The sequence below is a fragment of the Nocardia paucivorans NBRC 100373 genome (genome assembly GCF_000308675.1).
Classification (GTDB): Bacteria; Actinomycetota; Actinomycetes; order Mycobacteriales; family Mycobacteriaceae; genus Nocardia; species Nocardia paucivorans.
In genome coordinates this window covers 97,277-124,138 of the sequence record NZ_BAGE01000057.1, presented here as the reverse complement: position 1 = coordinate 124,138, position 26,862 = coordinate 97,277, and the positions used below count along the sequence as shown (strand labels likewise).

Here is a 26,862-nt window from a genome sequence, read left to right as displayed (position 1 = left end):
CACGCTGGAGGTGGACTGGCAGTCGGATGGGCGACCACCGCAGGTTCCGCTGTACGGCACGGATGGACAAGGCCGCTATGTCGAGTTCGAGTTCGAGAATGTCATGATCCGGCCGATGATCAATTTCGACGATTCCATGGGGGGAGTGGGGTTCCTCACAGGAAAGTTCGAGGCCGGGGTCATGAAGCTTTGGGGACATAGGAGGCACCGGGCGGCAAATCGCGAATTCCTGCCTTTCTGGGTGGCGTCGGACGTCGAGACGAGATCGGAACGTCTGATAAGGAATCGAGATGAAGAACCCCGGCCGGCTCCGTACTTCGACCCCGAAACGGACGCGGAACTGCTCACCGTAACGGTTCACTGCACGGGAAACGCCTTCGAAATCCCATATAGGGACCCGAAAACCGGTGAGAAACAATTGGTCTATGTCGATGGGATCGTGCTCGGTCGGCTGGTGGAGATGAGCGAAGACTTCCGGACCGCGTGCGTTCAACATCCGAACAGCCCACTACTGCTGGTTTCCTGCTCGGCCGGGACCGTCGGTGGCGACGCCCATCTGCTGTTCGCGAATTACATCCACGGTCAGGGCTTCACCGGCGATGTCTGGGCCGGTCAAGGCATTATGTCCATAAACGCACGCGGTGAAATGGGGATTCGGACCCAGGTGGCGCCCGACGGCACCATGATCTCGCCGTTTTCGGTCATCCGCGCTACCGAGAAACACAATGTGGTGCCCTGGTCCGCCGGCACCGTCGAGTAGGAGCGATTCCGGTGGCGTGCACTCGATTCCCCACGCCCCGCGGATATGGGGCAGTTCCTCGGATGCCGGGTGAAAAGCCGTGGGCTATCCGAACGGTGGTCGTTCGTCGAACCGCATGGATGCCCGCCCGGCCGCCCGCCAGGCCCGCGCGACCATATCCACGTCCTCGTCGGTGACCAGATTGCCCATCAGACGAACCGCGGTGCGCTGCAGGAACTTCGACCGCATCACCGGCGGCCCGCCCGTGGGCACCATGCGCGGGTGCGTGGCCAGTCCGGCGATTCGCCGCGCCACCGAATAGGTGCGACCGTATCTGGCGCGCAACAACTCCGGCCACACCCGGGTCAGGTCCGGTTCGTCCAACAGTGGGGCGAGCATATGCCCGCCTTCCAGGCCGTAATCGATACCTTCGCCGTTGAGCGGGTTCACACAACCGGCGGCATCCCCGACCAGGGCCCAGTTGCGGCCGGCGATGGTCGACACCGCACCACCCATCGGCAGTAGCGCCGAGGCGACCGCGCGTAGCGGACCGGTCAACTGCCATTCGTCCCGGCGCAATGCGGTGTAATGCTCGAGCAGCGGTTTCAACGCGATATGGGACGGACGACGTTCGGTGGCCAGCGAACCGACCCCGATATTCACCTCCCCGTTGGCGAGTGGGAAAACCCATCCGTACCCGGGGACCAGCGCATTGTCCGCGTCACGCAGTTCCAGATGCGAGGTGATCCACTGATCGTCGCTGCGGTCGGACGAGATATAGGCCCGGGCCGCCACCCCGTACGCGTATCGGCGGTGCCAGGTACGACCCAGCATCTTGCCCACGGGGGAGCGCACACCGTCGGCGACGACAAGGGTTTCACAGGCGATTTCGTGGGTTGTGTCGCCGGAGCGCACGGTAACACCACTCACCCGGTCGCCGTCCCGGGACACCGCGACGACCTTCGTCCCGTCCAGCGCCTTCGCACCGGATTTCACCGCGGTCTCCCGCAGTTTGTCGTCGAGCTCGGTGCGCGGTATCGCGCTGCCGTAGGTGGGGAACGAGCCACCGGGCCACGGCAATAGCGCCTCCCGGCCGAATCCGGTCATCCGCAGGCCGTGGTTGACGGTATGTGCGCGCACCCATTCACCGAGACCCAGTTGCTCCAATTCCGCCGTCGCGCGGGGGGTGAGACCATCACCACAGGTTTTGTCTCTGGGGAAAACCGCGGCATCGAGCAGCAGGACGTCGCGTCCGGCCCGTGCGGCCCAGGCGGCCGATGCCGAGCCCGCCGGCCCCGCGCCCACCACCAGCACCTGCGTACGGGTCGGAAGCGGGTTCGGCCGTGCCGTGTCGCCCGATCGCGGCGCCGTGCGGTCGGCCGGCGTGGCTTCTTCCGGTGCACCCATGGCGTCAATAGTCGCAGGGGGCACCGGTGGTGTCGACGCCCGGTACCGTGCACAGTGACGGTGTTCATGGGCCTGTGGACGTGAACACGCTAGGTTCTTTCACCGTGGGGTCGGACGCGTCTCTGGGAGAAGATATGAGCACATCTGCTGTGAGCGAGACGAGCACGGTGGTGGCGGGGGTGGACCTCGGTGACGCCGAGCTCGCCGCGACAGTGCGCCACGGCCTGGACGGGGTGGAGAAACTACTGGTAGAAGAGCTGTCCGACGGTGCGGAATTCCTGCGCGAGGCGGCTCTGCACCTGACCAGAGCCGGGGGTAAACGCTTCCGGCCCCTGTTCACCATCCTCACCGGCCAGCTCGGTCCGCGCCCCACCGATCCGGATCTGATCACCGCGGGTACCGTCATCGAACTCGTGCATCTGGCCACCCTCTACCACGACGACGTGATGGACGAGGCCACCATGCGCCGCGGTGCGCCCAGTGTGAACTCGCGCTGGGGGAACAGCATCGCCATCCTGGCGGGCGACTATCTGTTCGCCCACGCCTCGCGCCTGGTGTCCACGCTGGGTCCCGACGCGGTGCGGACCATCGCCGAAACCTTCGCCGAACTCGTCACCGGGCAGATGCGGGAAACCATGGGCGCCGCCGAATCCTCGGACGCGGTCGCGCACTATCTGCGCACGGTATGGGAGAAAACGGGATCGCTGATCGCGGCGGCCGGACGATTCGGCGGCACCTTCTCCGGTGCCGACAGCGAACACGTGGAGCGGCTGGCCCGTCTCGGCGACGCGGTCGGCACCGCGTTCCAGATCTCGGACGACATCATCGATATCTCCTCCGAGGCCGCCCAGTCGGGTAAGACTCCCGGCACCGATCTGCGTGAGGGCGTGCACACACTGCCGGTGCTGTACGCCCTGCGCGAGGAAGGTCCCGACGGCGACCGGCTGCGCGCCCTGTTGCACCGTCCGCCGACCACCGACGCCGAGGTCGCCGAGGCGCTCGAACTGCTCGGGCGTTCACCCGGTATGGCCAAGGCCAAGGAAAAACTGCGGGAGTATGCCGATATGGCGCATGCCGAACTCGCGGCGCTACCGCAGGGGCCGGCCAACGACGCATTGGTCCGGCTCGTGCAATACACCATCGAACGGGTCGGTTGAGCCATAGCGGTTCGGCCGCGCCTGCGCCGTGGATTACGCCTACAAGACGGTGGCGAACGTCGACCTCGGCCGCGTGACCCTCCGAGGTCGCACACCATCTTTTGCTCGATATTTGCCAATGTGACCCGTTCGGTTGCCGGACTCGGTCCGTGTGGCGGCCGGGGAACTTCGGCAGGGCTCGGTTCGTTATGGTGCTGTACTGCTCAACGGGGTGAGAGCCCGTTGTGAGCGGGGTCCAGAGCACGTGAGCGAACACAGGAGCTGTATGCACGGGCACGGGTTTGCGAATGGGCTGAAAACCTTCGGGCTCATGATCGGACTCTCCGCTCTGATCGTGTTCATCGGGGCGATGTTCCGCAATACCGCGATCTTGATCGTGGCGATCGTATTGGCCGTCGCAGTGAACGGCTACGCCTACTTCAACAGCGACCGGATCGCCCTGAAGGCCATGCGGGCCCAACCGGTGACCGAACCACAGGCGCCGGTCATCTACCGCATAGTGCGGGAACTGGCCACCACCGCCCGGCAACCCATGCCGCGGCTCTACATCAGCCCCACCAACGCTCCCAACGCCTTCGCCACCGGCCGCAACCCTCGACATGCCGCCGTGTGCTGTACCAGCGGCATTCTGCAGATCCTGAACGAACGGGAGCTGCGGGCGGTGCTCGGCCACGAACTGTCGCATGTCTACAACCGGGATATCCTCATCTCCTCGGTCGCCGGGGCATTGGCCGCGGTGATCTCCGGTCTGGCCAATCTCGCGTTCTTCGCCTCCGCGTTCGGCGGTAACCGTGACGGGGCGGGCCCCAATGTGTTCGGCGTATTGCTGGTATCGCTACTCGGTCCGATCGCCGCGACCCTGATCAGGCTGGCGGTCTCTCGATCCCGGGAGTATCAGGCCGACCAATCCGGTGCCGAGCTCACCGGCGATCCCTTGGCCTTGGCCTCGGCGCTGCGCAAACTCGAACGTGGTGTGCAGGCGGCGCCCCTACCGCCCGAACCGCAACTGACGGCGCAGTCGCATCTGATGATCGCCAATCCGTTCCGGGTGGGTGATCGTGCCGCGCGTCTGTTCTCCACCCATCCGCCGATCGCCGACCGGGTCGCCCGCCTGGAGCAGCTCGCGGGCCGGCCACCCGGCCGCGTCTGAGGAGTTCGCGGCCGGGGAAAGGCCGATCGGGTACGCGTTACCGGTAGTTCACGAACTGGAGCGCGATACCGAAATCCTCGTTCTTCAGCAGCGAGATAACGGCCTGCAGGTCGTCGCGCTTCTTGCTGCTCACCCGGAGCTCATCACCCTGGATCTGCGCCTTGACTCCCTTGGGGCCTTCGTCCCGGATCTTCTTGGAGATCTTCTTCGCGCGCTCGGCGTCGATTCCCTGCACCAGAGAACCGGTGATCTTGTAGATCTTGCCCGAAACCATCGGTTCGCCCGCGTCGAATGCCTTGAGTGAGATATCCCGCCGGATGAGTTTTTCCTTGAAAACCTCCAGCGCGGCCTTCACTCGATCCTCGGACTCCGCGCTCAGCACGATCTTGTCCTCGCCGGACCATTCGATCTTCGCCCCGGTGCCGCGGAAGTCGTAGCGGGTGTTCAGTTCCTTCTCCGCCTGATGCAGGGCGTTGTCGACCTCCTGCCGGTCGACCTTGCTCACGACATCGAATGACGAATCGGCCACACTGCGCTCCTGTCTGACGGGTCCGACTGAGTGTGCACGAGGGAGGTTCCCGGCACCACACAGTATTATCCCGACCGGTGCGGAGGGGGTTCGGCACCGCCCATGGCCAGGCAGTTTGCGTTCGGGGTGTGGGTTCGTTGTATTCTGCTCTGCGCGCAGAACAAGCGCGACGGCAGGTTGCCCGAGCGGCCAATGGGAGCAGACTGTAAATCTGTCGGTGAAAGCCTACGTAGGTTCGAATCCTACACCTGCCACTCCATACGGAGCCGAGCCCTGCATGCGGAAACCGCATGCAGGGCTCGTTTCGTCATATCCGTGATATCCGCCCGGCGCGGTTTCCCCGCCTCGCCGGAGAAAGGGGACCGACCGGGGTCGTAGGGCGGAAAAACCAGCTTTGACCTCGTGGTTTGGAGCTCGCGGTAATGAGTGTGTACTCTCGTTCAAGTCTTCAGGGCAGCGAGGCGAGTCATTGAGTCTCGGTGTCGGGAAGCCATGCCCCCTTAGCTCAGTCGGCAGAGCGTTTCCATGGTAAGGAAAAGGTCAACGGTTCGATTCCGTTAGGGGGCTCGCCGGATTGCCGGTGGTGTCCGACTCGGCACTCCAAGGGCCGCGGCATCACCGTCGCAAGCTCGTGCGCAAGGCGGTGTAGCTCAGGCGGTAGAGCAAACGACTCATAATCGTTGTGTCGCCGGTTCGAGTCCGGCCATCGCTACCCAATACTGATTGACCCTCAGGTTGACCGGAAAGAAGGCATATCGTGGCCGCGAAGTCCACCGATGTCCGGCCAAAGATCACCTTGGCCTGCGAGCAGTGCAAGCATCGCAACTACATCACCAAGAAGAACCGGCGTAACGACCCGGACCGGCTGGAACTGAAGAAGTTCTGCCCGAACTGCGGCACTCACCGGGCGCACCGCGAATCTCGTTGACCATTTGCGTGACGCTGCCGCACGCGGTGTGACCCGGCGGTTGGAGGCTCACTCGGACTCCGACTCGCAAGGACGCCGGTAGCCCTGATTCCGCCTCTCGGCAATCGGCCGAAAGCCGTGGTCGTCGCACATGGTCGTGCAATCGTCCCGGGAACGGTGATCCCGGAAATGTCGGCTCGTAACTCCGAGCCGCGTACGCGGTGGTGCGCGCTCCGGCGACTCCGAGCCAGCGGGGTCAGATAGGTACATTCCTCCCGTGACTATGAACACCACCGAGACCGACGAGGCTGCCGCCGCGCAGTTGGACGAGGCGGATTTCGATCCCGCCGCCCATGCCGCCGCCATGGTCGGTCACCACTACCGCGTCGACGACTACTACGAGGTCGGCCGCGAGAAGGTACGGGAATACGCCCGGGCCGTCCAGGACTATCACCCGGTGCATTGGGATGAGGACGCCGCGCACGAGTACGGCCACGACGGTCTGGTCGCTCCGCTGACCTTTATCTCCCTTGTCGGCATCCTGGCCCAGCGCAAGCTGTTCGAAACGGTGGTCACCGGCTACGACCTGAGCCAGATCATGCAAACCGACCAGATTCTGGAATTCCACCGGCCCATTCGGGTCGGCGATCGGTTGGTCTGCGATGTCTATCTGCACTCGTTCCGGCAGGCGTTCGGCGGGGACATCATCGTCACCAAGAACATCGTCACCGATCAGCACGACGAACTGGTGCTCACCACCTACACCACGCTGGTCGGCCGCAGTGGCGGCGATATCGACCCGAATCTCACCGATGCGGTGCGTCATGTCCTGATGCACGGCAACGGCGACGACCGTTCCGAACCGGCCCATCGTCCGCGCACCCTGGGCGTGCCTGCGGCATCCGAGCCGGTTGCCGCACCGCCACGAATCGTGCCCAGCAAATTCGCGCGCAGTTTCGACGAGGTCTCGGTGGGTGACGAGCTGCCGCCGCGGACCGTGCGACTGACCCGAGGCGATCTGGTCAACTACGCCGGTGTTTCCGGTGACGCCAATCCCATTCACTGGAGCGATGAGATCGTCAAGCTGGTGGGCCTGGACGATGTCGTCGCGCACGGCATGTTGACCATGGGTTTGGGGGGTGGGTTCGTCACCTCCTGGCTCGGCGATCCCGGAGCGGTGAAGGAATACAACGTTCGGTTCACCAGTCCGGTTTTCGTCGGCGCGAAAGAGCCGGCCGAGGTCGAGTACACCGGCAAGATCAAATCCGTCGATCCGGAGACCCGCACGGCCGTCGTCGCCATTGTGGCGAAGTCGGGAGGGCGTAAGATCTTCGGCCGCGCAACCGCCACCGTCCAGCTGTCCTGACCTGGTTCGGTACCCCTGATTGGCTTATGTCGCAGGTGGTGCCGTACACTCGGGAATCTGGGGTCACCAGCCGATGCGCGCTGCTCTGCAAGGCTGGTTCCAAGCAGGTTCGAGCGTAGGCTGAACATCGGCCCGGAACGGACCTGCGGACGGGGCCGGCACCTGCCGGAGCGGCGCGCGTGTTGTGTGACACCACGACGAACAACTGAATACGGCAGATGTGGCTGGAGGTACTCCCCGCGAGTGCATCACCCAGCCGAAGGGGCGTAGCTCAAATGGCAGAGCAGCGGTCTCCAAAACCGCAGGTTGCAGGTTCAAGTCCTGTCGCCCCTGCCCTGGAAGCCGGCGACGAGAGAGCGAGGAGACGGTGTGAGCGACGAGCGGGACACTCGCCACGGCGGGTATGCCGCCGATCACGGCGATGACACCGTCGCCGCGCATCGGCCGAGCGGTAAGCGGTCTGCGCGGCGAAGCCGCGCCGGCTCCTCCGCGGTCGGCACCGGTGCGATCGCCACCATCGATCGTCCCTCCGTACGCAAGGCTGCCAAGACCTCCGGCCAGGCCGAACGGTCGCGCAATCCGTTCAAGCGGTTGATCAAGTTCCTGCGTGAGGTGATCGCGGAACTGCGGAAGGTGATCTGGCCCAACCGGAAGCAGATGATCACCTATACGAGCGTTGTTCTGGTGTTCGTGGTCTTCATGGTCGCGTTCATCAACGGGTTGGACGTGGTGTTCATCAAGGGTGTCGACTGGCTGTTCGGCTAGCCGGGACCGTAAGCCGGTAGCCGACCCGGAGCGGGACGCCACGGAGTCGATCCGCCACGCCCGTACCCGGCACGCAGAGGATGCACGTGACGACACAGGAAGCGAGTGCCCAGTGAGCACCCCGGAGAACGACACCAGCGACGAGTTCCCGGTCGACGATACGACGGCCGAGCAGGCCGCTGAGCCCGTCGAGGAATCGGCATCCGACGCCGAGCCCGTGGCTGACGAGCCCGCACCCGCCCCGGTGGAGGAGGCCCCTGCCGACCCGGCCGAGGAGATGAAGGCCGCGCTGCGTCGCGCGCCCGGCGAGTGGTACGTCATCCACTCCTACGCCGGTTACGAGAACAAGGTGAAGGCCAATCTCGAGACCCGTGTGCAGAACCTGGACCTGGAGGACTACATCTTCCAGGTGGAGGTGCCGACCGAAGAGGTCACCGAGATCAAGAACGGCCAGCGCAAGAACGTCAACCGCAAGGTGCTGCCCGGTTACATCCTGGTCCGCATGGACCTCAACGACGAATCGTGGAGCGCCGTGCGCAACACCCCCGGTGTCACCGGATTCGTCGGCGCGACCTCGCGGCCGTCCCCGCTGTCCCTCGACGATGTGGTGAAGTTCCTGGTCCCGGCCCAGAAGCAGAAGAAGGCGCCGGCTGCCGCGGCCACCACGACGGCACCCGAGACCACGACCGAAACCGCGGCCAAGCCGGCGATCGAGGTCGATTTCGAGGTCGGCGAATCGGTGACCGTGATGGACGGTCCGTTCGCGACGCTGCCCGCCACCATCTCCGAGGTCAATGCCGAACAGCAGAAGCTCAAGGTTCTGGTCTCGATCTTCGGACGCGAAACCCCGGTCGAACTGGAATTCACCAAGGTCGCCAAGATCTAGGCGGCGCCCGCGCCTCCCGGGACGAACGGTCCCGGTCCGGAACTTGCAAAGAGCAAGGAACCCACACAACTAGGAAAGAAAGATGCCCCCCAAGAAGAAGAAGCTCGCCGGGATCATCAAGCTTCAGATCCAGGCCGGCCAGGCGAACCCCGCCCCTCCGGTGGGTCCGGCGCTCGGTCAGCACGGCGTCAACATCATGGAGTTCTGCAAGGCGTACAACGCCGCGACCGAATCGCAGCGCGGCAATGTCGTCCCGGTCGAGATCTCGGTCTACGAGGACCGGTCCTTCGACTTCAAGCTGAAGACTCCGCCTGCCGCCAAGCTGCTGCTCAAGGCCGCCGGTGTGCAGAAGGGCTCGGCCGAGCCGCACCGCAACAAGGTCGCCAAGGTGACCATGGATCAGGTGCGTGAGATCGCCAAGACCAAGCAGGAAGATCTGAACGCCAACGATCTCGAGCAGGCGGCCAAGATCATCGCCGGTACCGCGCGTTCGATGGGTATCACCATCGAGGGCTGAGCATTTCGCTCAGCGAAGCCCTCGGATGAACGCCGGGGCCGAGCGTCATAGGTGGGAGGGCCGGCCAGGCCCGAACAACCACAGCTGAACCACGAACAGGACAGACGAAACATGGCAAAACGAAGCAAGGCATATCTCGCCGCGGCCGCCAAGGTCGACCGCAGCACGCTCTACTCCCCGCTCGCCGCCGCGCGGCTGGCCAAGGAGACCGCCACCACCAAGACCGATGCCACCGTCGAGGTCGCCATCCGGCTCGGGGTGGACCCTCGTAAGGCCGACCAGATGGTTCGCGGCACCGTGAACCTGCCGCACGGCACCGGTAAAACCGCCCGCGTCATCGTGTTCGCGGCCGGTGAGAAGGCCGCCGAGGCCGAGGCCGCCGGTGCGGATGCCGTCGGTGCCGAGGACCTGATCGAGCGGATCCAGGGCGGCTGGCTGGACTTCGACGCCGCCATCGCCACCCCCGACCAGATGGCCAAGGTGGGTCGGATCGCCCGCGTGCTGGGCCCGCGCGGCCTGATGCCGAACCCGAAGACCGGTACGGTCACCACCGATGTGGCCAAGGCGGTCAACGACATCAAGGGCGGCAAGATCAACTTCCGGGTCGACAAGCAGGCCAACCTGCACTTCGTCATCGGTAAGGCGTCGTTCGACGACACCAAACTGGTGGAGAACTACGGTGCCGCGCTGGACGAGATCCTGCGTGCCAAGCCGTCGACCGCGAAGGGGCGTTACCTCAAGAAGGTGACGATTTCGACGAACACCGGACCGGGCATCCCGGTGGACCCGAACCGCACCCGCAACCTCCTCGACGAGGACGCATAGGTAGCGCGAGCAGATAGCACGAGCCCCAGGGGCGGGAACGCGAACCGTGTTCCCGCCCCTGGTCGTATCCGAACTACTTCCGCGCGCGGGAGCATTGCCCGGTTTCGTGTCGGTTGTTCTGCTCATCTCGGGAAGCACGCGCGCGGGTTCGACTAATACGGCGGTGCTGCGCACGGTGCAGACCATTGCCCCGACGGAAATCGAGGCCCGCTGGTACGGCGGCCTGACCGAACTGCCCGCTTTCGTTCCCGGTGACGGGGTGCCGGAGTCGGCCGCGGTGCGTGAACTGCGCGTCGAACTCGCGCGCGGACGCCGTGTTGTTCTGCACGCCGGAATACGCGGGCACACTGCCCGGGCAGCCTGAAGAATCTGTTGGGCTGGATGGTCGGCACCGCCGACCTGCACGGCAAACCCGCTGCCTGGATCACCATCGCGCCGCCGGGACGCGGTGACGGTGCGGTCGCGACATTGGCGGGTGTGTTGACGTATGTGGGCGCCGATGTCGATCCGGCGCTCTGCCCTCGACTTCCGGTGCTCTCCGACGATATCGGCGCGGACGGTCTCGTTACGAACGAGTCGTTCCGGACAGGGGCACGAGCGGCGCTGACCGGGCTGTGTGTTCGGTCCGCACACATACCGCGATGATCGAGGTACCGGAGGAACGGTCGTTCGGGGCCTGAATACTCGGAGCGAATACTCGGAGCGCGCCCCCGCGGCCGGGTGGAATCGAGGGCTGGAACCACCTGTTGAACCACCCCGTTTTGGCAGATGGGATGGTGTCGCGGTACTCTGGGCGATGGCTGTCGACGTGTTCGACCGCTACCCAATCCGTTCTACCGAAGACCGTTGGTCGCTGATTCCGTATGGGGTCGGTCGAAGGTCCGGCGAAAGTGCCGGCGGCCCACGCAGGGAGAACCGAGGCTGGGACTCCATAGCATGGCTTTTTCGTCATGATTCGGTGTTTCCTGTGCGCCCCGGGACGCTCTGCGTTCGGGGCGCTTGTTCTTTTGCCGGCCCTCTGATCGGTAGTGCACCCGAACCGACCATCAGAGAGGAGGCGAAGTATGGCGAAACCCGAAAAGGTCGCCGCGGTCGCGGAGATCGTCGAGAAGTTCAAGAGCTCGACGGCCACCGTCGTCACGGAATACCGTGGCCTGTCCGTGGGTGATCTCACCCGGCTGCGCCGTGAGCTCGGTGCCGAGGCCACGTACTCCGTCGCCAAGAACACCCTGGTGAAGCGTGCTGCGGCCGAAGCGGGCGTGGAAGGCCTGGACGATCTGTTCGTTGGGCCCACCGCGATCACGTTCATCGAAGGCGAACCGGTCAATGCCGCCAAGGCGCTCAAGACCTTCGCCAAGGAGAACAAGCAGCTCGTGATCAAGGGCGGCTACATGGACGGCGCGCCGCTGTCCGTGGCCGAGGTCGAGCGGATCGCCGACCTGGATTCCCGCGAGGTGCTGCTGGCCAAGCTGGCCGGTGCCATGAAGGGCAACCTGGCCAAGGCCGCGGGTCTGTTCAACGCTCCCGCCTCGCAGGTGGCCCGCCTGGCCGCCGCGCTGCAGGAGAAGAAGCAGGCCGAAGGCGGGGCCGACGCCGCGGAGTGATCCGCATCCCTACCCGCGGCGTGGTGTCCACCGCGCTTGCACAGAAACGACCGAAAGGAAATACCAATGGCCAACGTTGACGAGCTGCTCGAAACCTTCGGCAACATGACCCTGCTCGAGCTCGCCGACTTCGTGAAGAAGTTCGAGGAGAAGTTCGAGGTCACCGCTGCCGCTCCGGTCGCCGTCGCGGCCGCCGGTGTCCCCGCGGCCGGTGGCGAGGCCGCCGCCGCCGAGGAGCAGGACGAGTTCGACGTCATCCTCGAGGCTGCCGGCGACAAGAAGATCCAGGTCATCAAGGTGGTCCGCGAGATCGTCTCCGGCCTGGGCCTGAAGGAGGCCAAGGACCTCGTCGAGGGTGCTCCGAAGCCGATCCTGGAGAAGGTCGCCAAGGAGGCCGCCGACGCTGCCAAGGAGAAGCTGGAAGGCGCCGGCGCCAAGGTTACGGTCAAATAATTACGACCGAATTCATCGAAAATGGGCGGCTCTGCGGGGCCGCCCATTTTCTTTGGTCACGGTGGCGAGTCGATCGGCGAAGAGGGTGATTCGGATCGCTTTTCGGCCGAAAACCATGCTTACCATTCGGTCGGATGGAGATGTACGTGGGTGGTCTCCATGCGATACAGTGGCCGAACCCACTGTGACGTGACGCACCACTATCGGCGTGTGTGTATTCGCGGGTGGGCTGCTCGCTGAGAATTGTGGAGGTTGGCGTGGGCGTCGAGGTCAGGACCGAGGGTGTAACCAAATCGTTCGGTTCACAGCGGATTTGGCAGGACGTTTCCCTTACTCTGCCGGCCGGTGAGGTGAGCGCGCTGCTCGGTCCCTCCGGTACCGGTAAATCCGTATTCCTGAAGTCGTTGATCGGTCTGCTGCGTCCGGAACGCGGTTCCATCTATATCGGCGACACCGATATCACCACCTGCTCCAACAAGGAGCTGTACGAGATCCGAAAACTTTTCGGCGTGCTGTTCCAGGACGGCGCGCTGTTCGGTTCGATGAACCTCTTCGACAATGTGGCATTCCCGCTTCGTGAGCACACGAAGAAGTCGGAGAGCGAAATTCGCAAGATCGTCATGGAGAAGCTGGAGCTGACCGGTCTGCTCGGGGCCGAGAACAAGCTGCCCGGTGAGATCTCCGGTGGTATGCGCAAACGTGCCGGCCTGGCCCGCGCTCTGGTGTTGGATCCGCAGATCATCCTGGTCGACGAGCCGGACTCCGGATTGGACCCGGTGCGCACCACGTATCTGAGCCAGCTGCTGATCGATATCAATGCCCAGATCGACGCCACGATCCTGATCGTGACGCACAACATCAACCTGGCCCGTACGGTCCCCGACAACATCGGCATGCTGTTCCGCCGCCAGCTGGTGATGTTCGGTCCCCGCGAGGTGCTGCTGACCAGTGACGAGCCGGTGGTCAAGCAGTTCCTCAACGGTCGCATGATCGGTCCGATCGGTATGTCCGAGGAGAAGGACGAGGCGCAGATGGCGCGCGAGCAGGCGCTCGTCGATGCCGGTCATCACCACGGCGGTGCCGAGGAGATCGAGGGCATCATCCCGCAGATGCGAGCCACCCCGGGTATGCCGGTGCGGCAGGCGGTACAGCGGCGCAAGGAACGGGTCCGCCAGATCATGCACACCCTGCCCCCCGCGGCGCAGGCGGCGATTCAGGAATCGCTCGAAGAGAACGACGACACCCAGGTGATGGCCTACAACTCCGCTCTCGACAAGGGAGTGTCGTACGACCCGCCGACCGAGCGGATCTCTCCCACTATGTGATTTGCACCACTGTGAGGCGTGGTCCGTCCGTAAGGCCGGCCGCAGGTCCTCGAGTCGCACAGGGCGCGTCGGTATCCCCGGCCCGCCCTGTGCGTTGTGACCCCTCCCGGCGCGGCCCATCCGTCGGCCGGGTCGGCGCGATCGTTCCGGGTCGAAAAGGTGATCTTGTAGTGCGGCAGGAGATCTGGCCGGCCCCAGGTAGGAGTGGCCACTTGACGAGCTTCGCCGGACCAGTCACGCTATTGGGAGCAATGGTGGTCGTCGTCGAGGCACCGACGGTCATCGCGTGGATCGCTACCGATGGATATCGGCGACCGAGGTGTGATGTGGCCGGCTCCGACGCAGCCAGCGAAGGGCCTGCCCGGCGTGCCGGCCGTGGAGGATTCCGCGCCGGTGGTACTTTGACACCTCCGTGTAGGTAGGTGTAGGTTTGGACGTTGCGCTGGCTGCCTCCTGTCCATACCTCGATTTGCACACGTAAGTTCACCTTCCGGTGTTACTTCCGTTGTTGGCTGCTCGAGTCTCGTTCGGGGTGTAACCAGCGAGAATCTCAACAACCATGTAGCAGACAAGCGACGGTCGCGAACCGCCACGCGACACGCGTGAGGTGCTGGAAGGACGCATCTTGGCAGTCTCCACCCAGACAAGCGCCAATTCGAAGCCGGCTGTTGCCGGGGGTATCCCCGGCGCCCCGTTGCGGGTGTCATTCGCGAAGATCCGAGAACCGCTGGAGGTGCCCGGTCTTCTCGACCTACAAACCGAATCGTTCGCCTGGCTGATCGGCTCGCCGGAATGGCGCGAGCGTGCCGCCGCTCGCGGCGACGGCGGGATGCTCGGCGGACTCGAAGAGGTGCTCGAGGAGCTCTCGCCCATCGAGGACTTCTCCGGATCCATGTCCCTGTCCTTCTCGGATCCGCGCTTCGAGGAGGTCAAGGCCTCCATCGAGGAGTGCAAGGACAAGGACATGACCTACGCGGCGCCGTTGTTCGTCACCGCGGAGTTCATCAACAACAACACCGGTGAGATCAAGAGCCAGACGGTCTTCATGGGTGATTTCCCGATGATGACCGACAAGGGCACCTTCATCATCAACGGCACCGAACGCGTGGTGGTCTCCCAGCTGGTCCGTTCGCCGGGTGTGTACTTCGACCACTCCGTCGACAAGGGCACCGAAAAGGACCTGCACAGCGTTCGGATCATCCCCAGTCGCGGTGCGTGGTTGGAATTCGACGTCGACAAGCGTGACACCGTCGGCGTGCGTATCGACCGCAAGCGCCGTCAGCCCGTCACCGTGCTGCTCAAGGCTCTGGGCTGGACCAATGAGCAGATCGTCGAGCGGTTCGGCTTCTCCGAGATCATGATGTCCACCCTGGAGAAGGACAACACCGCGGGTCAGGACGAGGCGCTACTCGATATCTACCGCAAGCTGCGTCCGGGCGAGCCGCCGACCAAGGAGTCGGCGCAGACCCTGTTGGAGAATCTGTTCTTCAAGGAGAAGCGCTACGACCTGGCGCGGGTCGGCCGCTACAAGGTCAACAAGAAGCTCGGCCTGCACCCGGGCGAGCCGATCACCGGTTCGGTGCTCACCCGTGAGGACATCGTCGCCACCATCGAGTACCTGGTGCGCCTGCACGCCGGTGACAAGACGATGACCGCCCCGGGCGGTGTCGAGGTGCCGGTCGAGGTCGACGATATCGACCACTTCGGCAACCGTCGTCTGCGCACCGTCGGCGAGCTGATCCAGAACCAGATCCGGGTGGGTCTGTCCCGCATGGAGCGGGTGGTCCGCGAGCGGATGACCACCCAGGACGTGGAGGCCATCACCCCGCAGACCCTGATCAACATCCGTCCGGTCGTGGCGGCGATCAAGGAGTTCTTCGGGACTTCGCAGCTGTCGCAGTTCATGGACCAGAACAACCCCCTGTCGGGCCTGACCCACAAGCGTCGTCTGTCGGCGCTGGGTCCGGGTGGTCTGTCCCGTGAGCGCGCCGGCCTCGAGGTGCGTGACGTGCACCCCTCGCACTACGGCCGTATGTGCCCGATCGAGACCCCGGAAGGCCCGAACATCGGCCTGATCGGTTCGCTGTCGGTGTACGCGCGGGTGAACCCCTTCGGTTTCATCGAGACCCCGTATCGCAAGGTGGTCAACGGTCGGGTCACCGACGAGGTCGTGTACCTGACCGCCGACGAGGAGGACCGGCACGTTCGGGCCCAGGCCAACTCGCCGGTGGACGCCGACGGCTACTTCGTCGAGGACCGGGTGCTGTGCCGCCGCGGTAACGAGGAGATGGAGTACGTCGCGGCCACCGAGGTCGACTACATGGACGTATCGCCGCGGCAGATGGTGTCGGTGGCGACCGCCATGATTCCGTTCCTCGAGCACGACGACGCCAACCGTGCGCTGATGGGCGCGAATATGCAGCGTCAGGCGGTGCCGTTGATCCGGTCGGAGGCTCCGATCGTGGGTACCGGTATGGAGCTGCGGGCCGCGGTGGACGCCGGTGACGTGGTGGTCAACGAGAAGGCCGGTGTGGTGGAGGAGGTCTCCGCCGACTACGTGACCGTGGCCGCCGACGACGGAACCCGTCGGTCGTACCGGATGCGCAAGTTCGCGCGGTCGAACCAGGGCACATGTGCCAACCAGCGGCCGATCGTGGACGAGGGTCAGCGGGTCGAGGCCGGTCAGGTGCTCGCCGATGGGCCCTGCACCGAGAACGGCGAGATGGCGCTGGGCAAGAACCTGCTGGTGGCCATCATGCCGTGGGAGGGACACAACTACGAGGACGCCATCATCCTGTCGCAGCGGTTGGTGGAAGAGGATGTGTTGACCTCGATTCACATCGAGGAGCACGAGATCGATGCTCGCGACACCAAGCTGGGCGCCGAGGAGATCACCCGCGATATCCCGAACGTGTCCGACGAGGTGCTCGCCGATCTGGACGAGCGGGGCATCGTGCGTATCGGTGCCGAGGTGCGTGACGGCGACATCCTGGTCGGCAAGGTCACCCCGAAGGGTGAGACGGAGCTGACGCCGGAGGAGCGGCTGCTGCGGGCGATCTTCGGCGAAAAGGCCCGCGAGGTGCGCGATACCTCGTTGAAGGTGCCCCATGGTGAGTCCGGCAAGGTGATCGGGATCCGGGTCTTCTCGCGGGAGGACGAGGACGATCTGCCCCCGGGTGTCAACGAGCTGGTCCGGGTGTACGTGGCGCAGAAGCGCAAGATCCAGGACGGCGACAAGCTGGCCGGTCGCCACGGCAACAAGGGTGTTATCGGCAAGATCCTGCCGACCGAGGACATGCCGTTCCTGCCGGACGGCACTCCGGTCGACATCATCTTGAACACCCACGGTGTGCCGCGGCGTATGAACATCGGTCAGATCCTGGAGACCCATCTGGGCTGGATCGGTAAGGCCGGTTGGAAGGTGGAGGGCGATCCCGAGTGGGCGCAGAAGCTGCCCGAGCAGATGTGGGAGGCGCCACCGAACTCCAATATCGCCACCCCGGTGTTCGACGGCGCCCGCGAGGAGGAGCTGGCCGGACTGCTGGCCTCGACGCTGCCCAACCGCGACGGTGAGCGCATGGTCGACGCCGACGGTAAGGCCGTGTTGTTCGATGGGCGTTCCGGTGAGCCGTTCCCGTACCCGGTGGCGGTCGGCTACATGTACATCCTGAAGCTGCACCACCTGGTGGACGACAAGATCCACGCCCGCTCGACCGGCCCGTACTCGATGATCACCCAGCAGCCGCTGGGTGGTAAGGCCCAGTTCGGTGGTCAGCGTTTCGGTGAGATGGAATGTTGGGCCATGCAGGCCTACGGCGCCGCCTACACCCTGCAGGAGCTGCTCACCATCAAGTCCGACGACGTGGTCGGCCGAGTCAAGGTCTACGAGGCCATCGTCAAGGGCGAGAACATCCCCGAACCCGGTATCCCCGAATCGTTCAAGGTGTTGCTCAAGGAGCTGCAGTCCCTGTGCCTCAATGTCGAGGTGCTGTCGGCCGAGGGTGCCGCCATCGAGATGCGCGACGGGGACGACGAGGATCTGGAGCGTGCGGCGGCCAATCTGGGCATCAACCTGTCCCGGAACGAATCGGCCACCGTCGACGATCTGGCGAACTGAGGCGAGGGCCGGATGCCGTGACCGCAAGGATCGGTATCCGGCCGTCGTGCTCGACAACTAGAGAACTTTTGCTCGTATTCGACCCGCACAGGGGAAAGGAAGTTACGTGCTAGACGTCAACTTCTTCGATGAACTCCGGATCGGTCTGGCCACCGCCGACGACATTCGCCAGTGGTCCTACGGCGAGGTGAAGAAACCGGAGACCATCAACTACCGCACGCTCAAGCCGGAGAAGGACGGCCTGTTCTGCGAGAAGATCTTCGGTCCCACCCGGGACTGGGAGTGCTACTGCGGTAAGTACAAGCGTGTCCGCTTCAAGGGCATCATCTGTGAGCGGTGTGGTGTCGAGGTGACCCGCGCCAAGGTGCGGCGTGAGCGGATGGGGCATATCGAACTTGCCGCCCCGGTCACCCACATCTGGTACTTCAAGGGCGTGCCGAGCCGGCTCGGCTACCTGCTCGACCTGGCGCCGAAGGATCTGGAGAAGATCATCTACTTCGCCGCCTACGTCATCACCAGCGTCGACGAGGAGATGCGGCACAACGAGCTGTCCACCCTCGAGGCGGAGATGGAGGTCGAGAAGAAGGCCGTCGCCGATCAGCGCGATGCCGACCTCGAGGCCCGCGCCCAGAAGCTGGAGGCCGACCTGGCCGAGCTGGAGGCCGAGGGCGCCAAGTCCGATGTGCGCCGCAAGGTCAAGGACGGTGGCGAGCGCGAGATGAAGCAGATCCGCGACCGCGCCCAGCGTGAGCTGGACCGGCTCGATGAGATCTGGAACACCTTCGTCAAGCTCGCGCCCAAGCAGCTGATCGTGGACGAGGTGCTCTACCGCGAGCTGCAGGACCGTTACGGCGAGTACTTCACCGGCGCGATGGGCGCGGAGTCCATCCAGAAGCTGATGGAGAACTTCGACATCGACGCCGAGGCCGAGGCGCTGCGGGAAACCATCCGCACCGGTAAGGGCCAGAAGAAGCTGCGCGCGCTCAAGCGGCTCAAGGTCGTCGCGGCGTTCCAGGCGAACAACAACTCGCCCATGGGCATGGTGCTCGACGCCGTTCCGGTGATTCCGCCGGAGCTGCGCCCGATGGTGCAGCTCGACGGTGGCCGTTTCGCCACCTCCGACCTGAACGACCTGTATCGGCGTGTCATCAACCGCAACAACCGCCTCAAGCGACTGATCGACCTCGGCGCCCCCGAGATCATCGTCAACAACGAGAAGCGGATGCTGCAGGAGTCCGTGGACGCCCTGTTCGACAACGGCCGCCGCGGTCGTCCGGTCACCGGGCCGGGTAACCGCCCGCTGAAGTCGCTGTCGGATCTGCTCAAGGGTAAGCAGGGCCGGTTCCGGCAGAACCTGCTCGGTAAGCGCGTCGACTACTCCGGCCGTTCGGTTATCGTCGTCGGTCCGCAGCTGAAACTGCACCAGTGTGGTCTGCCCAAGCTGATGGCGCTGGAGCTGTTCAAGCCGTTCGTGATGAAGCGCCTGGTCGATCTGAACCACGCGCAGAACATCAAGTCCGCCAAGCGGATGGTGGAGCGGCAGCGGCCGCAGGTGTGGGATGTCCTCGAAGAGGTCATCGCCGAACACCCGGTGCTGCTCAACCGTGCGCCCACCCTGCACCGTCTGGGCATCCAGGCCTTCGAGCCGCAGCTGGTGGAAGGTAAGGCCATCCAGTTGCACCCGCTGGTGTGTGAGGCGTTCAACGCCGACTTCGACGGTGACCAGATGGCCGTGCACCTGCCGCTGTCGGCGGAGGCGCAGGCAGAGGCGCGCATCCTGATGCTGTCGTCGAACAACATCCTCTCGCCCGCATCGGGTCGACCGCTGGCCATGCCCCGTCTGGACATGGTGACCGGTCTGTACTACCTGACCCGGCACGAGGAAGGCGCCAAGGGCGAGTACCGGCCGGCCGACGAGAACGGTCCCGAGCGGGGCGTGTACTCCTCGCCCGCCGAGGCCCAGATGGCGGTCGACCGTGGTGAGCTGACCGTGCGTTCGCTGATCAAGGTGCGGTTGAAGGACCAGCGTCCGCCGAAGGATGTCGAGGCGGAGCTGTTCCCGAACGGCTGGCGTCCCGGCGATGCCTGGACCACCATGACCACGCTGGGTCGGGTGCTGTTCAACGAGCTGCTGCCCGGGGACTACCCGTTCGTCAACGAGCAGATGCCGAAGAAGCGGCAGGCGACGATCATCAACGATCTCGCCGAGCGCTACCCGATGATCGTGGTCGCGCAGACCGTGGACAAGCTCAAGGACGCGGGCTTCTACTGGGCCACCCGCTCCGGGGTCACCGTCTCCATGTCGGACGTTCTGGTTCCGCCGGAGAAGACCGAGATCATGGAGCGCTACGAGGCGCAGTCCGACCAGATCGAGAAGAAGTACCAGCGTGGTGCGCTCGACCACACCGAGCGCAACAACGCCCTGGTCAAGATCTGGCAGGAGGCCACCGAAGAGGTCGGTAAGGCGCTGCGGGCGCACTACCCGGCCGACAACCCGATCATCACGATCGTCGACTCGGGCGCCACCGGTAACTTCACCCAGACCCGAACCCTGGCCGGTATGAAGGGTCTGGTGACCAACCCGAAGGGTGAGTTCATCCCGCGGCCGATCAAGTCCTCCTTCCGTGAGGGTCTGACGGTGTTGGAGTACTTCATCAACACCCACGGTGCGCGTAAGGGTCTGGCCGACACCGCGCTGCGCACCGCCGACTCGGGTTACCTGACCCGTCGTCTGGTGGACGTTTCGCAGGATGTCATCGTGCGCGAGCACGATTGCGGTACCGAGCGCGGTATCACGGTGCACATCGCGGAGAAGATGCCCGATGGCACTCTCATCCGTGATCCGCACGTGGAGACCTCCGCCTACGCCCGCACGCTGGCCGCCGACGCGCTCGACGAGAACGGCAACGTCATCGTCGCCAAGGGCGCCGATCTGGGCGATCCGGCGATCGAGGCGCTGCTGGAGGCCGGTATCACCGAGGTGAAGGTCCGCTCCGTGCTGACCTGCGGCACCGGCACCGGTGTCTGCGCCACCTGCTACGGCCGCTCCATGGCGACCGGCAAGCTGGTGGATATCGGTGAGGCCGTCGGTATCGTCGCCGCCCAGTCCATCGGTGAGCCCGGTACCCAGCTGACCATGCGTACCTTCCACCAGGGTGGTGTCGCCGGTGACGACATCACCGGTGGTCTGCCGCGTGTGCAGGAGCTCTTCGAGGCCCGTGTGCCCAAGGGCAAGGCGCCGATCGCCGAGGTTTCGGGCCGAGTGCGGCTGGAGGACGACGACCGCTTCTACAAGATCACCATCATCCCGGACGACGGTGGTGACGAAGTGGTCTACGACAAGCTGTCCAAGCGTCAGCGGCTGCGCGTGTTCAAGCACGACGACGGCACCGAGCGTCTGCTGTCCGACGGCGACCACGTCGAGGTCGGCCAGCAGCTGCTGGAAGGTGCGGCGGACCCGCACGAGGTGCTGCGGGTGATGGGTCCCCGGCAGGTGCAGATCCACCTGGTCCACGAGGTCCAGGAGGTCTACCGGAGCCAGGGTGTGTCCATCCACGACAAGCACATCGAGGTCATCGTCCGGCAGATGCTGCGTCGCGTGACGATCATCGACTCCGGCTCCACCGAGTTCCTGCCCGGTTCGCTCACCGAGCGGGCGGAGTTCGAGGCGGCCAACCGTCGGGTCGTCGCCGAGGGTGGTGAGCCGGCCGCGGGTCGCCCGGTGCTGATGGGTATCACCAAGGCGTCGCTGGCCACCGATTCGTGGCTGTCGGCGGCGTCCTTCCAGGAGACCACCCGAGTCCTGACGGATGCGGCCATCAACTGCCGCTCCGACAAGCTCATCGGTCTCAAGGAGAACGTGATCATCGGTAAGTTGATCCCGGCCGGTACCGGTATCAACCGGTACCGCAATATCCAGGTTCAGCCGACCGAGGAGGCTCGTGCCGCGGCGTACGCGGTGCCGTCCTACGACGACACCTACTACAGCCCGGAGGGTTTCGGTCAGACCACCGGTGCCGCGGTTCCGCTCGACGACTACGGATTCAGCGACTACCGCTGACGTATTGATCGCAGGCAGGATTCGGCCCCGTACCGTTCTCGGTGCGGGGCCGAATCGCATTCGGCGGTCTGTTTGTGCGGTGGTGATGTGGCCCGGTCTGCCCTTTGCTCCGATCGGGCGCTGTGTGCGGTATCGACTTCGTATTGTTGGAGCCGGAACATGGGGCACGTGGGAGATGGTCCGGTCACTTGTATGCACGACTTGCTGCTCGACTACAGCAACTTGCCGATCGGTTGACCGATGATCTCCTCGTCCTCGCCGCGAACAATCAGGCGATTTTCCGGGAGCTCACGAGCAAACCGATCGGTGAACTACTGCACCGGATGCAACAGGCGCAGCAGGAAGGGGTGGACCTGCTCGCGCGCAGCGGTCCGCGTGCCGAGCTTTCGGGGGGCCGTTCCGAAATCGTGGTTCCGCCTCCCTTCCGGGAGTTACCCGATCCGGTGCATTACGAGCTGCACACGAGTTGGTGGCAGTCCTACCTGTCGGGTAAGCGGTCGTTGCAAGAGGTGTACAGGCATCACGACAACATGGTGGCGAATACTCGTGCCCGGCTGCGAGAGTCCGGTTTGTCCGATGATTTGGCGAACCTCCCGCGGCCGGGAACGCCCGAATTCGACCGGATGATCGAGAAGTCCGATTCCGATCTGTTCATCTATGTCGTTCGCTCGGATGGAACCCTGCCGATCCTTCCCGAGCGTATCGACGATCGGCGATTCAATCACGCTGCGCTGGTTCTCGGGCCGGGCGATACGGTGAGTGCTGCCGGTGAGGTGCGGATCAGAGGCCGCGCGGGTAACTATGAGGTGCCCGATCTCAATAATTTCTCCGGTGCCTTCGTTCCGCCATCCGGCACCTTGTCGGCATCCGCGCTTCCGGCGATGGAGGGTCACGGGTTGTATCCGATGAGGATTACGGCGCGCGATTTCGGTCGATTCAGCAATACCGTCTACGAGCGGTGACCGCTGCAGCGGTGCGAGTGGATCTTCGGTGCCGCGCATGAGCAGGCGTGCTCGGCGTCGAGAATCGGGCGTGTCCTGACGCGTGCCCCTCGTCTCCTACGGTCGGCATATCGCGGGACGCGCTTTTGCGCACACGGCGCAGTTGCTCTGCTGGTATGGGCGCTCCGACTCTCACTCGGAACCACGCGGGTTCGATTCTCGCCGAGGCCGCCAGGGCAAGGGATCGGTTACCTCCGGAAATCTGGCGGCTCGGTCGGCTTGACAGAGACGTCGCGAGTGCCAATACTGAACTAGATGGTTCAGTATGATTTCTTGGACGCCTCCTTCGGGGCGCTCGCGGACCCCACCAGGCGGGGCATCCTCGAGCGGCTCGGCCGTGGCCCCGCCACCGTCAGTGAGCTGGCGGAAAGTTTCTCGATGACCCTCACCGGCATCAAGAAGCACATCCGGCTACTCGAGGACGCGGGGATGGTGATCACGGAGAAACGGGGCCGGGTCCGGTACTGCCGGATCGGACCCGATGTATTCGAACGGGAGGTGGCCTGGATGCAGAGCTACCGGCGCATGCTGGAAGCCCGGATGGACCGTCTTGGTGAATTCCTCGAACGAACGGAGCAGGACAGATGACCACAGCCGTCAACAACGCCACTGTAACCGCCGAAGGGGATCGGGAGATTCGGGTCGAGCGGATCTTCAACGCCTCTCGCGAGCGGGTGTGGAATGCCTACAGCCGGATCGAACAGCTGGCCCAGTGGTGGGGTCGGGGCAATCGGATCGATATCGAGCGGTGGGAGTTCCGCAAGGGCGGACACTGGCGTTTCGTCGAACACGCCGATGGCGAAACCAATGGCTTCGAAGGGCGCTTCCGGGAGATCGTGCCGCAGGAGCGGATCATGCAGTCCTTCGAATGGGACGGTATGCCCGCCCATGTCTCGATCGAGAGCGCGACCTTCATCGACCTCGGCGACGGGCGAACCAAAGTGGTCACGGTCAGTCAATTCCACACTCCGGCCGAACGTGACGGCATGCTCGGCTCGGGAATGGCCGAGGGCCTGGAGCAGAGCTACCGAGCCCTGGACGAGTTGCTCGCGAACTAGAACCCGCGCTTGCGGGGTTTGAGATGTAGGGCGGGCATGGGCGGCGCCGGAATTCGTTCCTGTGGAGAGTGTCCGGCGATATCCGGGAACCGTGTGGTGTCGTGGTTGGCCCAGTCCCGGCGGGCGGCGGCGATCTCTTCGTGGTCGCGGCCCACGAAGTTCCACCACATCACCAACTCCTCGCCGAACGGAGTGCCGCCGATCAGCATGAACCGAGCACCCTCGGAGGTGTTCAAGGTCAATTCGCTCCGGTCGGAACCCAAGTACAGCAGTGGTCCGGGGTGTAGCTCGGTTTCGGCCGCGGTCAGCTCACCCCGAATCGCGAGCAGGGCGTGTTCGAACTCGGGGCGCAATGGGACCGTCGCGGTGGTGTGCGGGGCGATTCGGATATCGGCGCCGACCAGCGGGGTGTAGACGGTCGCCGGCGAGGTCACCCTGGCCAGTTCGCCGAGCAGCACGGTGGCCGTCAGTCCCGGCACCTCGTAGGTGGGCAGTTCACGGTGCTGTTCGAAGTGGGGAGCGATATTGCGGCGGTCGCCGGGCAGCGCGACCCAGAACTGTAGGCCGCGTCCGGCGGGAGCATGCGGGACCGTGTATTCGGAGTGGGCGATACCGTGACCGGAGGTCATCAGATTGAGTTGGCCGGGCTCGATCCGCACATCCGAGCCCACCGAATCGCGATGTCGGATCATGCCTTCCAGCGGCCAGGTGACGGTTTGCAGCCCGATATGCGGATGGGGGTCGATATCGGGTGGGCTGTCGGTGGTGGAGGTGAGTGACGGGGCGCCGAAATAGTCGAGAAAACACCACGCCCCGACGGTCGGTAGTTCGCGTTGCGGCAGGGTTCGCTCGACGTATACGCCGCGCACCCCACCCAATGGCACTTCGCGCGCCGGGTACAACACCGCAACCGGGCCGGGGCCCGGCGCCGGTTCGCACAATGTTGCCTCGGGATGCGGCTCCAGGTTACTCACCGCCGGTGTCCTCATCGGCAATGTGGGCGCCGTACTCGGGGTGCTTGTCGAGGTACGCCTTGATGAACTCGCACCGGGGCACGATCGTTCGACCGCGTTCGATCGTGTCGCGCACGGCGTATTCGGCGAGCTTGCTGCCCAGACCCTTACCACCGAATGCCGAATCCACCTCGGTGTGGGTGAAGACGGTTTGCTCGGGACGCTCGACGTATTCGGCGAATCCGGCCAGGTTGTCGCCGTAGAAGATCTCGTAGCGCCGCCGGTCGTCGTTGCGGGTCACCCTGCTCTGCACGGTTGATTCGGTCATGGATCCGATCTCCTTCCGTGTCCGGGACAGGTGGGGCGTCGGCCGTCGTCCTCTCCATCCCGGGACCGTGTCCTGGGTGGACACTGCCGTCCACGTCAGCGTACCCAGCGAGGCGGCCGAAGTGTGGGGCGAGTGTCCCCCGGGGAACCCGGCTCGGGTGGTGCGAGGCGAGGCGGTTATGCCGGTGTATCCCTTCGTCGTGCTGCTCGATCGGTATCGCCGAGCTCGGAAACACGCTTCTCGTACAGGGCGATCTTGCTGTCCAGAATCGCCACGGTTTGTTGTAGTTCGGCGATCCGGGCGAGCGTATCGGTGCGGGTTTTCCGGAACATGGCGAGCCGCTCGGGGCAGGTGCCTTCACCGGCCCGCACCAGTTCCGCGTAGCGGACCATATCCGCCACCGACATACCGGTCGAGCGCAGGTGGGTGATGAGGGTGAGCCACTCCAGGTCATGCTCGCTGAACCGGCGTCGGCCGGTATGGTCCCGGCCGATATAGGACAGTAGACCGATCCGTTCGTACCAGCGCAGTGTGTCCCGGCTCAGCCCACAGCGCTGGGCCACCTCGCCGATCGAATAACGCGGTTGCTCCCGGCTCGGGTCGCTGCTCCGCGTAGGTACGGGAATACCCACCTGATCGCCCTCCCACCGATTTCCGGTTTTCGACCGGGTTCTGCCCGGCCGAGCGCGGTTCGTTTCGTCGAACCGGTTCGGTTGACAACGCTAGCCACCTGGAGTGAACTCCAAGCAAGTTCGATTATCGGTCGGTGGCCTCGACATCCGCCCCGGCCGCGTGAACTCGGCCTACCCTGATCTCATGGGTAAAGAGATAGATCGGGTCCGGAGCCGCGCGGCCTGGGCGACGGTCAAAGAGAACCCGGTGATCGCCGCCATCGCGGTCGCGCCGTTTGTGGTGGCGCTCGGTGTGGTCTGGTGGGCATTCGGGGGTTTCGCCGCCTTCGTACTACTGGTGCTGCTCGGCGGCATCGTGGTGTTCGGCGGCAAACTGCTGCGCTGATCCCACCGGGCCGATATATCGTCTCCGTGCCGGGGCGCGGAGATCATACGGATCAGCGCGGAAGATCAGCGCGGAATATGAAAGCTCACCAGCTCCGCGGTGCCGGAGTCGATTCGATCCCAGGGACGGTCGAACCGGAGCACCGCCAGTGCCGAGGTGGAGAACTTGCGGGCGAGTCGGATGGCGTCGTCGGTGTCGTGATCGGCCGCCAGCTCCCACGCGGTCCGCGGCATGCCCGGCGCGTGGCCGATCACGAGTAGGGTCGCCACCTCCGGATCACACAGTCGGACCAGCTCGATCAGCGTTTCCTCGGATGCCTCGTAGATATCCCGATCGAAGACGACCGGCGCCGTGATCCCGGTGGCTGTGAGGGTTTCCCGGGTGCGGACCGCCGTGGAACAGCGCACCGCGTCGATCGGCGGCTGGGTATCACGCAACCACTGTCCGGCCAGTCCCGCCTCCCGCCGGCCGCGTGATGTCAACGGGCGGTCGTGGTCGTCGACACCGGGTGGATATGCCGATTTACCGTGCCGCATCAGGATCAGGGTGCGTGTCATGGGGCTACCGTAGGTCCTCCCGAGAGGAGACGCCCGCCACACTCGAGGCACACTGAATGCTGCGTCACAGTAATGGTGTCTCGGCGATCCCGAGCGCGTACCCGCCGGACGCAACCGCCCGTCGCAACCCGGCGCGGCCAC

At 64.7% G+C, this 26,862-nt stretch carries 26 protein-coding genes and 4 tRNA genes; 24 read left to right on the top strand and 6 right to left on the bottom strand.

Annotated elements, in window-relative coordinates:
* Positions 1 to 115: 115 nt before the first annotated feature.
* Positions 116 to 760 (top strand): hypothetical protein, encoded by a 645-nt coding sequence (locus ON32_RS29055; protein ID WP_157224279.1) that lies wholly within the window; start codon positions 116 to 118, stop codon positions 758 to 760.
* An 84-nt stretch (positions 761 to 844) separates the two neighbouring features.
* Here the strand turns inward: ON32_RS29055 and ON32_RS21170 are convergent, their stop codons facing one another.
* Positions 845 to 2,146: a geranylgeranyl reductase family protein gene (locus tag ON32_RS21170; RefSeq protein WP_040792713.1), complete on the bottom strand. Its 1,302-nt coding sequence runs from the start codon at positions 2,144 to 2,146 to the stop codon at positions 845 to 847.
* A 134-nt stretch (positions 2,147 to 2,280) separates the two neighbouring features.
* Between ON32_RS21170 and ON32_RS21165 the strand changes: the two genes are divergently transcribed.
* Both ON32_RS21165 and htpX read left to right on the top strand, forming a co-directional pair.
* Complete coding sequence (locus ON32_RS21165; RefSeq protein ID WP_040792712.1) at positions 2,281 to 3,303, top strand: polyprenyl synthetase family protein; 1,023 nt, start codon at positions 2,281 to 2,283, stop codon at positions 3,301 to 3,303.
* Positions 3,304 to 3,568: 265 nt separating this feature from the next.
* A complete protein-coding gene (gene htpX / locus ON32_RS21160) occupies positions 3,569 to 4,453 on the top strand; it encodes a zinc metalloprotease HtpX (protein ID WP_040792711.1) in 885 nt (294 codons plus the stop codon).
* 37 nt (positions 4,454 to 4,490) lie between these two features.
* On the opposite strand, the gene ON32_RS21155 is transcribed toward htpX, so the two are convergent.
* Positions 4,491 to 4,982: a YajQ family cyclic di-GMP-binding protein gene (locus ON32_RS21155; protein WP_040792710.1), complete on the bottom strand. Its 492-nt coding sequence runs from the start codon at positions 4,980 to 4,982 to the stop codon at positions 4,491 to 4,493.
* A 171-nt stretch (positions 4,983 to 5,153) separates the two neighbouring features.
* On the opposite strand from ON32_RS21155, the gene ON32_RS21150 reads away from it, so the two are divergent.
* From ON32_RS21150 to ON32_RS21060, 20 genes are all read left to right on the top strand, one after another.
* Positions 5,154 to 5,236 (top strand) — tRNA-Tyr (locus tag ON32_RS21150).
* Positions 5,237 to 5,476: 240 nt separating this feature from the next.
* A tRNA-Thr gene (locus tag ON32_RS21145) sits at positions 5,477 to 5,549 on the top strand.
* A gap of 72 nt (positions 5,550 to 5,621) precedes the next feature.
* Positions 5,622 to 5,694 (top strand) — tRNA-Met (locus tag ON32_RS21140).
* A gap of 45 nt (positions 5,695 to 5,739) precedes the next feature.
* Positions 5,740 to 5,910 (top strand): 50S ribosomal protein L33, encoded by a 171-nt coding sequence (gene rpmG / locus ON32_RS21135; RefSeq protein WP_011211653.1) that lies wholly within the window; start codon positions 5,740 to 5,742, stop codon positions 5,908 to 5,910.
* 262 nt (positions 5,911 to 6,172) lie between these two features.
* Complete coding sequence (locus ON32_RS21130) at positions 6,173 to 7,255, top strand: fused (3R)-hydroxyacyl-ACP dehydratase subunits HadA/HadB (RefSeq protein ID WP_040792793.1); 1,083 nt, start codon at positions 6,173 to 6,175, stop codon at positions 7,253 to 7,255.
* Positions 7,256 to 7,515: 260 nt separating this feature from the next.
* Positions 7,516 to 7,588, top strand: a tRNA-Trp gene (locus ON32_RS21125).
* Between the two features lie 36 nt (positions 7,589 to 7,624).
* A complete protein-coding gene (secE, locus tag ON32_RS21120) occupies positions 7,625 to 8,020 on the top strand; it encodes a preprotein translocase subunit SecE (protein ID WP_040792792.1) in 396 nt (131 codons plus the stop codon).
* 112 nt (positions 8,021 to 8,132) lie between these two features.
* Positions 8,133 to 8,906, top strand: a complete 774-nt coding sequence (gene nusG / locus ON32_RS21115) for a transcription termination/antitermination protein NusG (RefSeq protein WP_040792709.1) — start codon at positions 8,133 to 8,135, stop codon at positions 8,904 to 8,906.
* A gap of 82 nt (positions 8,907 to 8,988) precedes the next feature.
* Positions 8,989 to 9,423 (top strand): 50S ribosomal protein L11, encoded by a 435-nt coding sequence (gene rplK, locus ON32_RS21110; RefSeq protein WP_040792708.1) that lies wholly within the window; start codon positions 8,989 to 8,991, stop codon positions 9,421 to 9,423.
* Between the two features lie 111 nt (positions 9,424 to 9,534).
* Positions 9,535 to 10,248, top strand: coding sequence for a 50S ribosomal protein L1 (gene rplA / locus ON32_RS21105; protein WP_040792707.1), 714 nt, complete (start codon positions 9,535 to 9,537; stop codon positions 10,246 to 10,248).
* Positions 10,249 to 10,294: 46 nt separating this feature from the next.
* Positions 10,295 to 10,612, top strand: coding sequence for a hypothetical protein (locus tag ON32_RS30290; RefSeq protein ID WP_245551202.1), 318 nt, complete (start codon positions 10,295 to 10,297; stop codon positions 10,610 to 10,612).
* Between the two features lie 17 nt (positions 10,613 to 10,629).
* The gene (locus ON32_RS30285) at positions 10,630 to 10,893 is read left to right on the top strand and encodes a hypothetical protein (RefSeq protein WP_245551201.1); all 264 of its coding nucleotides are present in this window, start codon (positions 10,630 to 10,632) and stop codon (positions 10,891 to 10,893) included.
* A 419-nt stretch (positions 10,894 to 11,312) separates the two neighbouring features.
* The gene (gene rplJ / locus ON32_RS21095; protein WP_040792706.1) at positions 11,313 to 11,852 is read left to right on the top strand and encodes a 50S ribosomal protein L10; all 540 of its coding nucleotides are present in this window, start codon (positions 11,313 to 11,315) and stop codon (positions 11,850 to 11,852) included.
* 66 nt (positions 11,853 to 11,918) lie between these two features.
* The gene (rplL, locus tag ON32_RS21090; protein WP_040792705.1) at positions 11,919 to 12,305 is read left to right on the top strand and encodes a 50S ribosomal protein L7/L12; all 387 of its coding nucleotides are present in this window, start codon (positions 11,919 to 11,921) and stop codon (positions 12,303 to 12,305) included.
* A gap of 257 nt (positions 12,306 to 12,562) precedes the next feature.
* Complete coding sequence (locus ON32_RS21085) at positions 12,563 to 13,630, top strand: ABC transporter ATP-binding protein (protein WP_085995236.1); 1,068 nt, start codon at positions 12,563 to 12,565, stop codon at positions 13,628 to 13,630.
* Positions 13,631 to 14,237: 607 nt separating this feature from the next.
* Positions 14,238 to 17,747 (top strand): DNA-directed RNA polymerase subunit beta, encoded by a 3,510-nt coding sequence (gene rpoB, locus ON32_RS21080; protein WP_040792704.1) that lies wholly within the window; start codon positions 14,238 to 14,240, stop codon positions 17,745 to 17,747.
* Between the two features lie 106 nt (positions 17,748 to 17,853).
* Positions 17,854 to 21,807: a DNA-directed RNA polymerase subunit beta' gene (locus ON32_RS21075; RefSeq protein WP_040792703.1), complete on the top strand. Its 3,954-nt coding sequence runs from the start codon at positions 17,854 to 17,856 to the stop codon at positions 21,805 to 21,807.
* A 233-nt stretch (positions 21,808 to 22,040) separates the two neighbouring features.
* Positions 22,041 to 22,769 (top strand): hypothetical protein, encoded by a 729-nt coding sequence (locus ON32_RS21070; protein ID WP_040792702.1) that lies wholly within the window; start codon positions 22,041 to 22,043, stop codon positions 22,767 to 22,769.
* A gap of 294 nt (positions 22,770 to 23,063) precedes the next feature.
* On the top strand, positions 23,064 to 23,396 hold the full coding sequence (locus ON32_RS21065) for an ArsR/SmtB family transcription factor (RefSeq protein ID WP_040792701.1): 333 nt from the start codon (positions 23,064 to 23,066) through the stop codon (positions 23,394 to 23,396).
* The gene (locus ON32_RS21060) at positions 23,393 to 23,866 is read left to right on the top strand and encodes an SRPBCC family protein (protein WP_040792700.1); all 474 of its coding nucleotides are present in this window, start codon (positions 23,393 to 23,395) and stop codon (positions 23,864 to 23,866) included. Before ON32_RS21065 ends, ON32_RS21060 begins: the two co-directional genes overlap by 4 nt.
* On the opposite strand, the gene ON32_RS21055 is transcribed toward ON32_RS21060, so the two are convergent.
* The 3 genes from ON32_RS21055 to ON32_RS21045 all read right to left on the bottom strand — a co-directional run bounded on the left by ON32_RS21055 (position 23,863) and on the right by ON32_RS21045 (position 25,779).
* Positions 23,863 to 24,840: a pirin family protein gene (locus ON32_RS21055; protein ID WP_040792699.1), complete on the bottom strand. Its 978-nt coding sequence runs from the start codon at positions 24,838 to 24,840 to the stop codon at positions 23,863 to 23,865. The genes ON32_RS21060 and ON32_RS21055 overlap by 4 nt on opposite strands.
* Entirely contained in the window at positions 24,833 to 25,147 is a 315-nt protein-coding gene (locus tag ON32_RS21050) for a GNAT family N-acetyltransferase (RefSeq protein ID WP_040792698.1), read from the bottom strand. The genes ON32_RS21055 and ON32_RS21050 overlap by 8 nt, the downstream gene beginning before the upstream one ends.
* Before the next feature lie 176 nt (positions 25,148 to 25,323).
* A complete protein-coding gene (locus ON32_RS21045) occupies positions 25,324 to 25,779 on the bottom strand; it encodes a MerR family transcriptional regulator (RefSeq protein ID WP_245551200.1) in 456 nt (151 codons plus the stop codon).
* Between the two features lie 184 nt (positions 25,780 to 25,963).
* Between ON32_RS21045 and ON32_RS21040 the strand changes: the two genes are divergently transcribed.
* Positions 25,964 to 26,164, top strand: coding sequence for a hypothetical protein (locus tag ON32_RS21040; RefSeq protein ID WP_040792789.1), 201 nt, complete (start codon positions 25,964 to 25,966; stop codon positions 26,162 to 26,164).
* Between the two features lie 65 nt (positions 26,165 to 26,229).
* Here ON32_RS21040 and ON32_RS21035 read toward each other — a convergent pair whose 3' ends face one another.
* The gene (locus ON32_RS21035; RefSeq protein WP_040792697.1) at positions 26,230 to 26,721 is read right to left on the bottom strand and encodes a SixA phosphatase family protein; all 492 of its coding nucleotides are present in this window, start codon (positions 26,719 to 26,721) and stop codon (positions 26,230 to 26,232) included.
* Positions 26,722 to 26,862 lie beyond the last annotated feature (141 nt).

What these genes read in the sequence shown, in the direction of transcription:
- ON32_RS29055 (WP_157224279.1), top strand. Translation starts at nt 116, where the DNA reads ATGATCAATTTCGACGATTCCATGGGGGGAGTGGGGTTCCTCACAGGA.
- ON32_RS21170 (WP_040792713.1), bottom strand. Translation starts at nt 2,146, where the DNA reads ATGGGTGCACCGGAAGAAGCCACGCCGGCCGACCGCACGGCGCCGCGA.
- ON32_RS21165 (WP_040792712.1), top strand. Translation starts at nt 2,281, where the DNA reads ATGAGCACATCTGCTGTGAGCGAGACGAGCACGGTGGTGGCGGGGGTG.
- htpX (WP_040792711.1), top strand. Translation starts at nt 3,569, where the DNA reads ATGCACGGGCACGGGTTTGCGAATGGGCTGAAAACCTTCGGGCTCATG.
- ON32_RS21130 (WP_040792793.1), top strand. Translation starts at nt 6,173, where the DNA reads ATGAACACCACCGAGACCGACGAGGCTGCCGCCGCGCAGTTGGACGAG.
- rplK (WP_040792708.1), top strand. Translation starts at nt 8,989, where the DNA reads ATGCCCCCCAAGAAGAAGAAGCTCGCCGGGATCATCAAGCTTCAGATC.
- rplA (WP_040792707.1), top strand. Translation starts at nt 9,535, where the DNA reads ATGGCAAAACGAAGCAAGGCATATCTCGCCGCGGCCGCCAAGGTCGAC.
- ON32_RS30285 (WP_245551201.1), top strand. Translation starts at nt 10,630, where the DNA reads ATGGTCGGCACCGCCGACCTGCACGGCAAACCCGCTGCCTGGATCACC.
- rplJ (WP_040792706.1), top strand. Translation starts at nt 11,313, where the DNA reads ATGGCGAAACCCGAAAAGGTCGCCGCGGTCGCGGAGATCGTCGAGAAG.
- rplL (WP_040792705.1), top strand. Translation starts at nt 11,919, where the DNA reads ATGGCCAACGTTGACGAGCTGCTCGAAACCTTCGGCAACATGACCCTG.
- ON32_RS21065 (WP_040792701.1), top strand. Translation starts at nt 23,064, where the DNA reads ATGGTTCAGTATGATTTCTTGGACGCCTCCTTCGGGGCGCTCGCGGAC.
- ON32_RS21060 (WP_040792700.1), top strand. Translation starts at nt 23,393, where the DNA reads ATGACCACAGCCGTCAACAACGCCACTGTAACCGCCGAAGGGGATCGG.
- ON32_RS21050 (WP_040792698.1), bottom strand. Translation starts at nt 25,147, where the DNA reads ATGACCGAATCAACCGTGCAGAGCAGGGTGACCCGCAACGACGACCGG.
- ON32_RS21040 (WP_040792789.1), top strand. Translation starts at nt 25,964, where the DNA reads ATGGGTAAAGAGATAGATCGGGTCCGGAGCCGCGCGGCCTGGGCGACG.
- ON32_RS21035 (WP_040792697.1), bottom strand. Translation starts at nt 26,721, where the DNA reads ATGACACGCACCCTGATCCTGATGCGGCACGGTAAATCGGCATATCCA.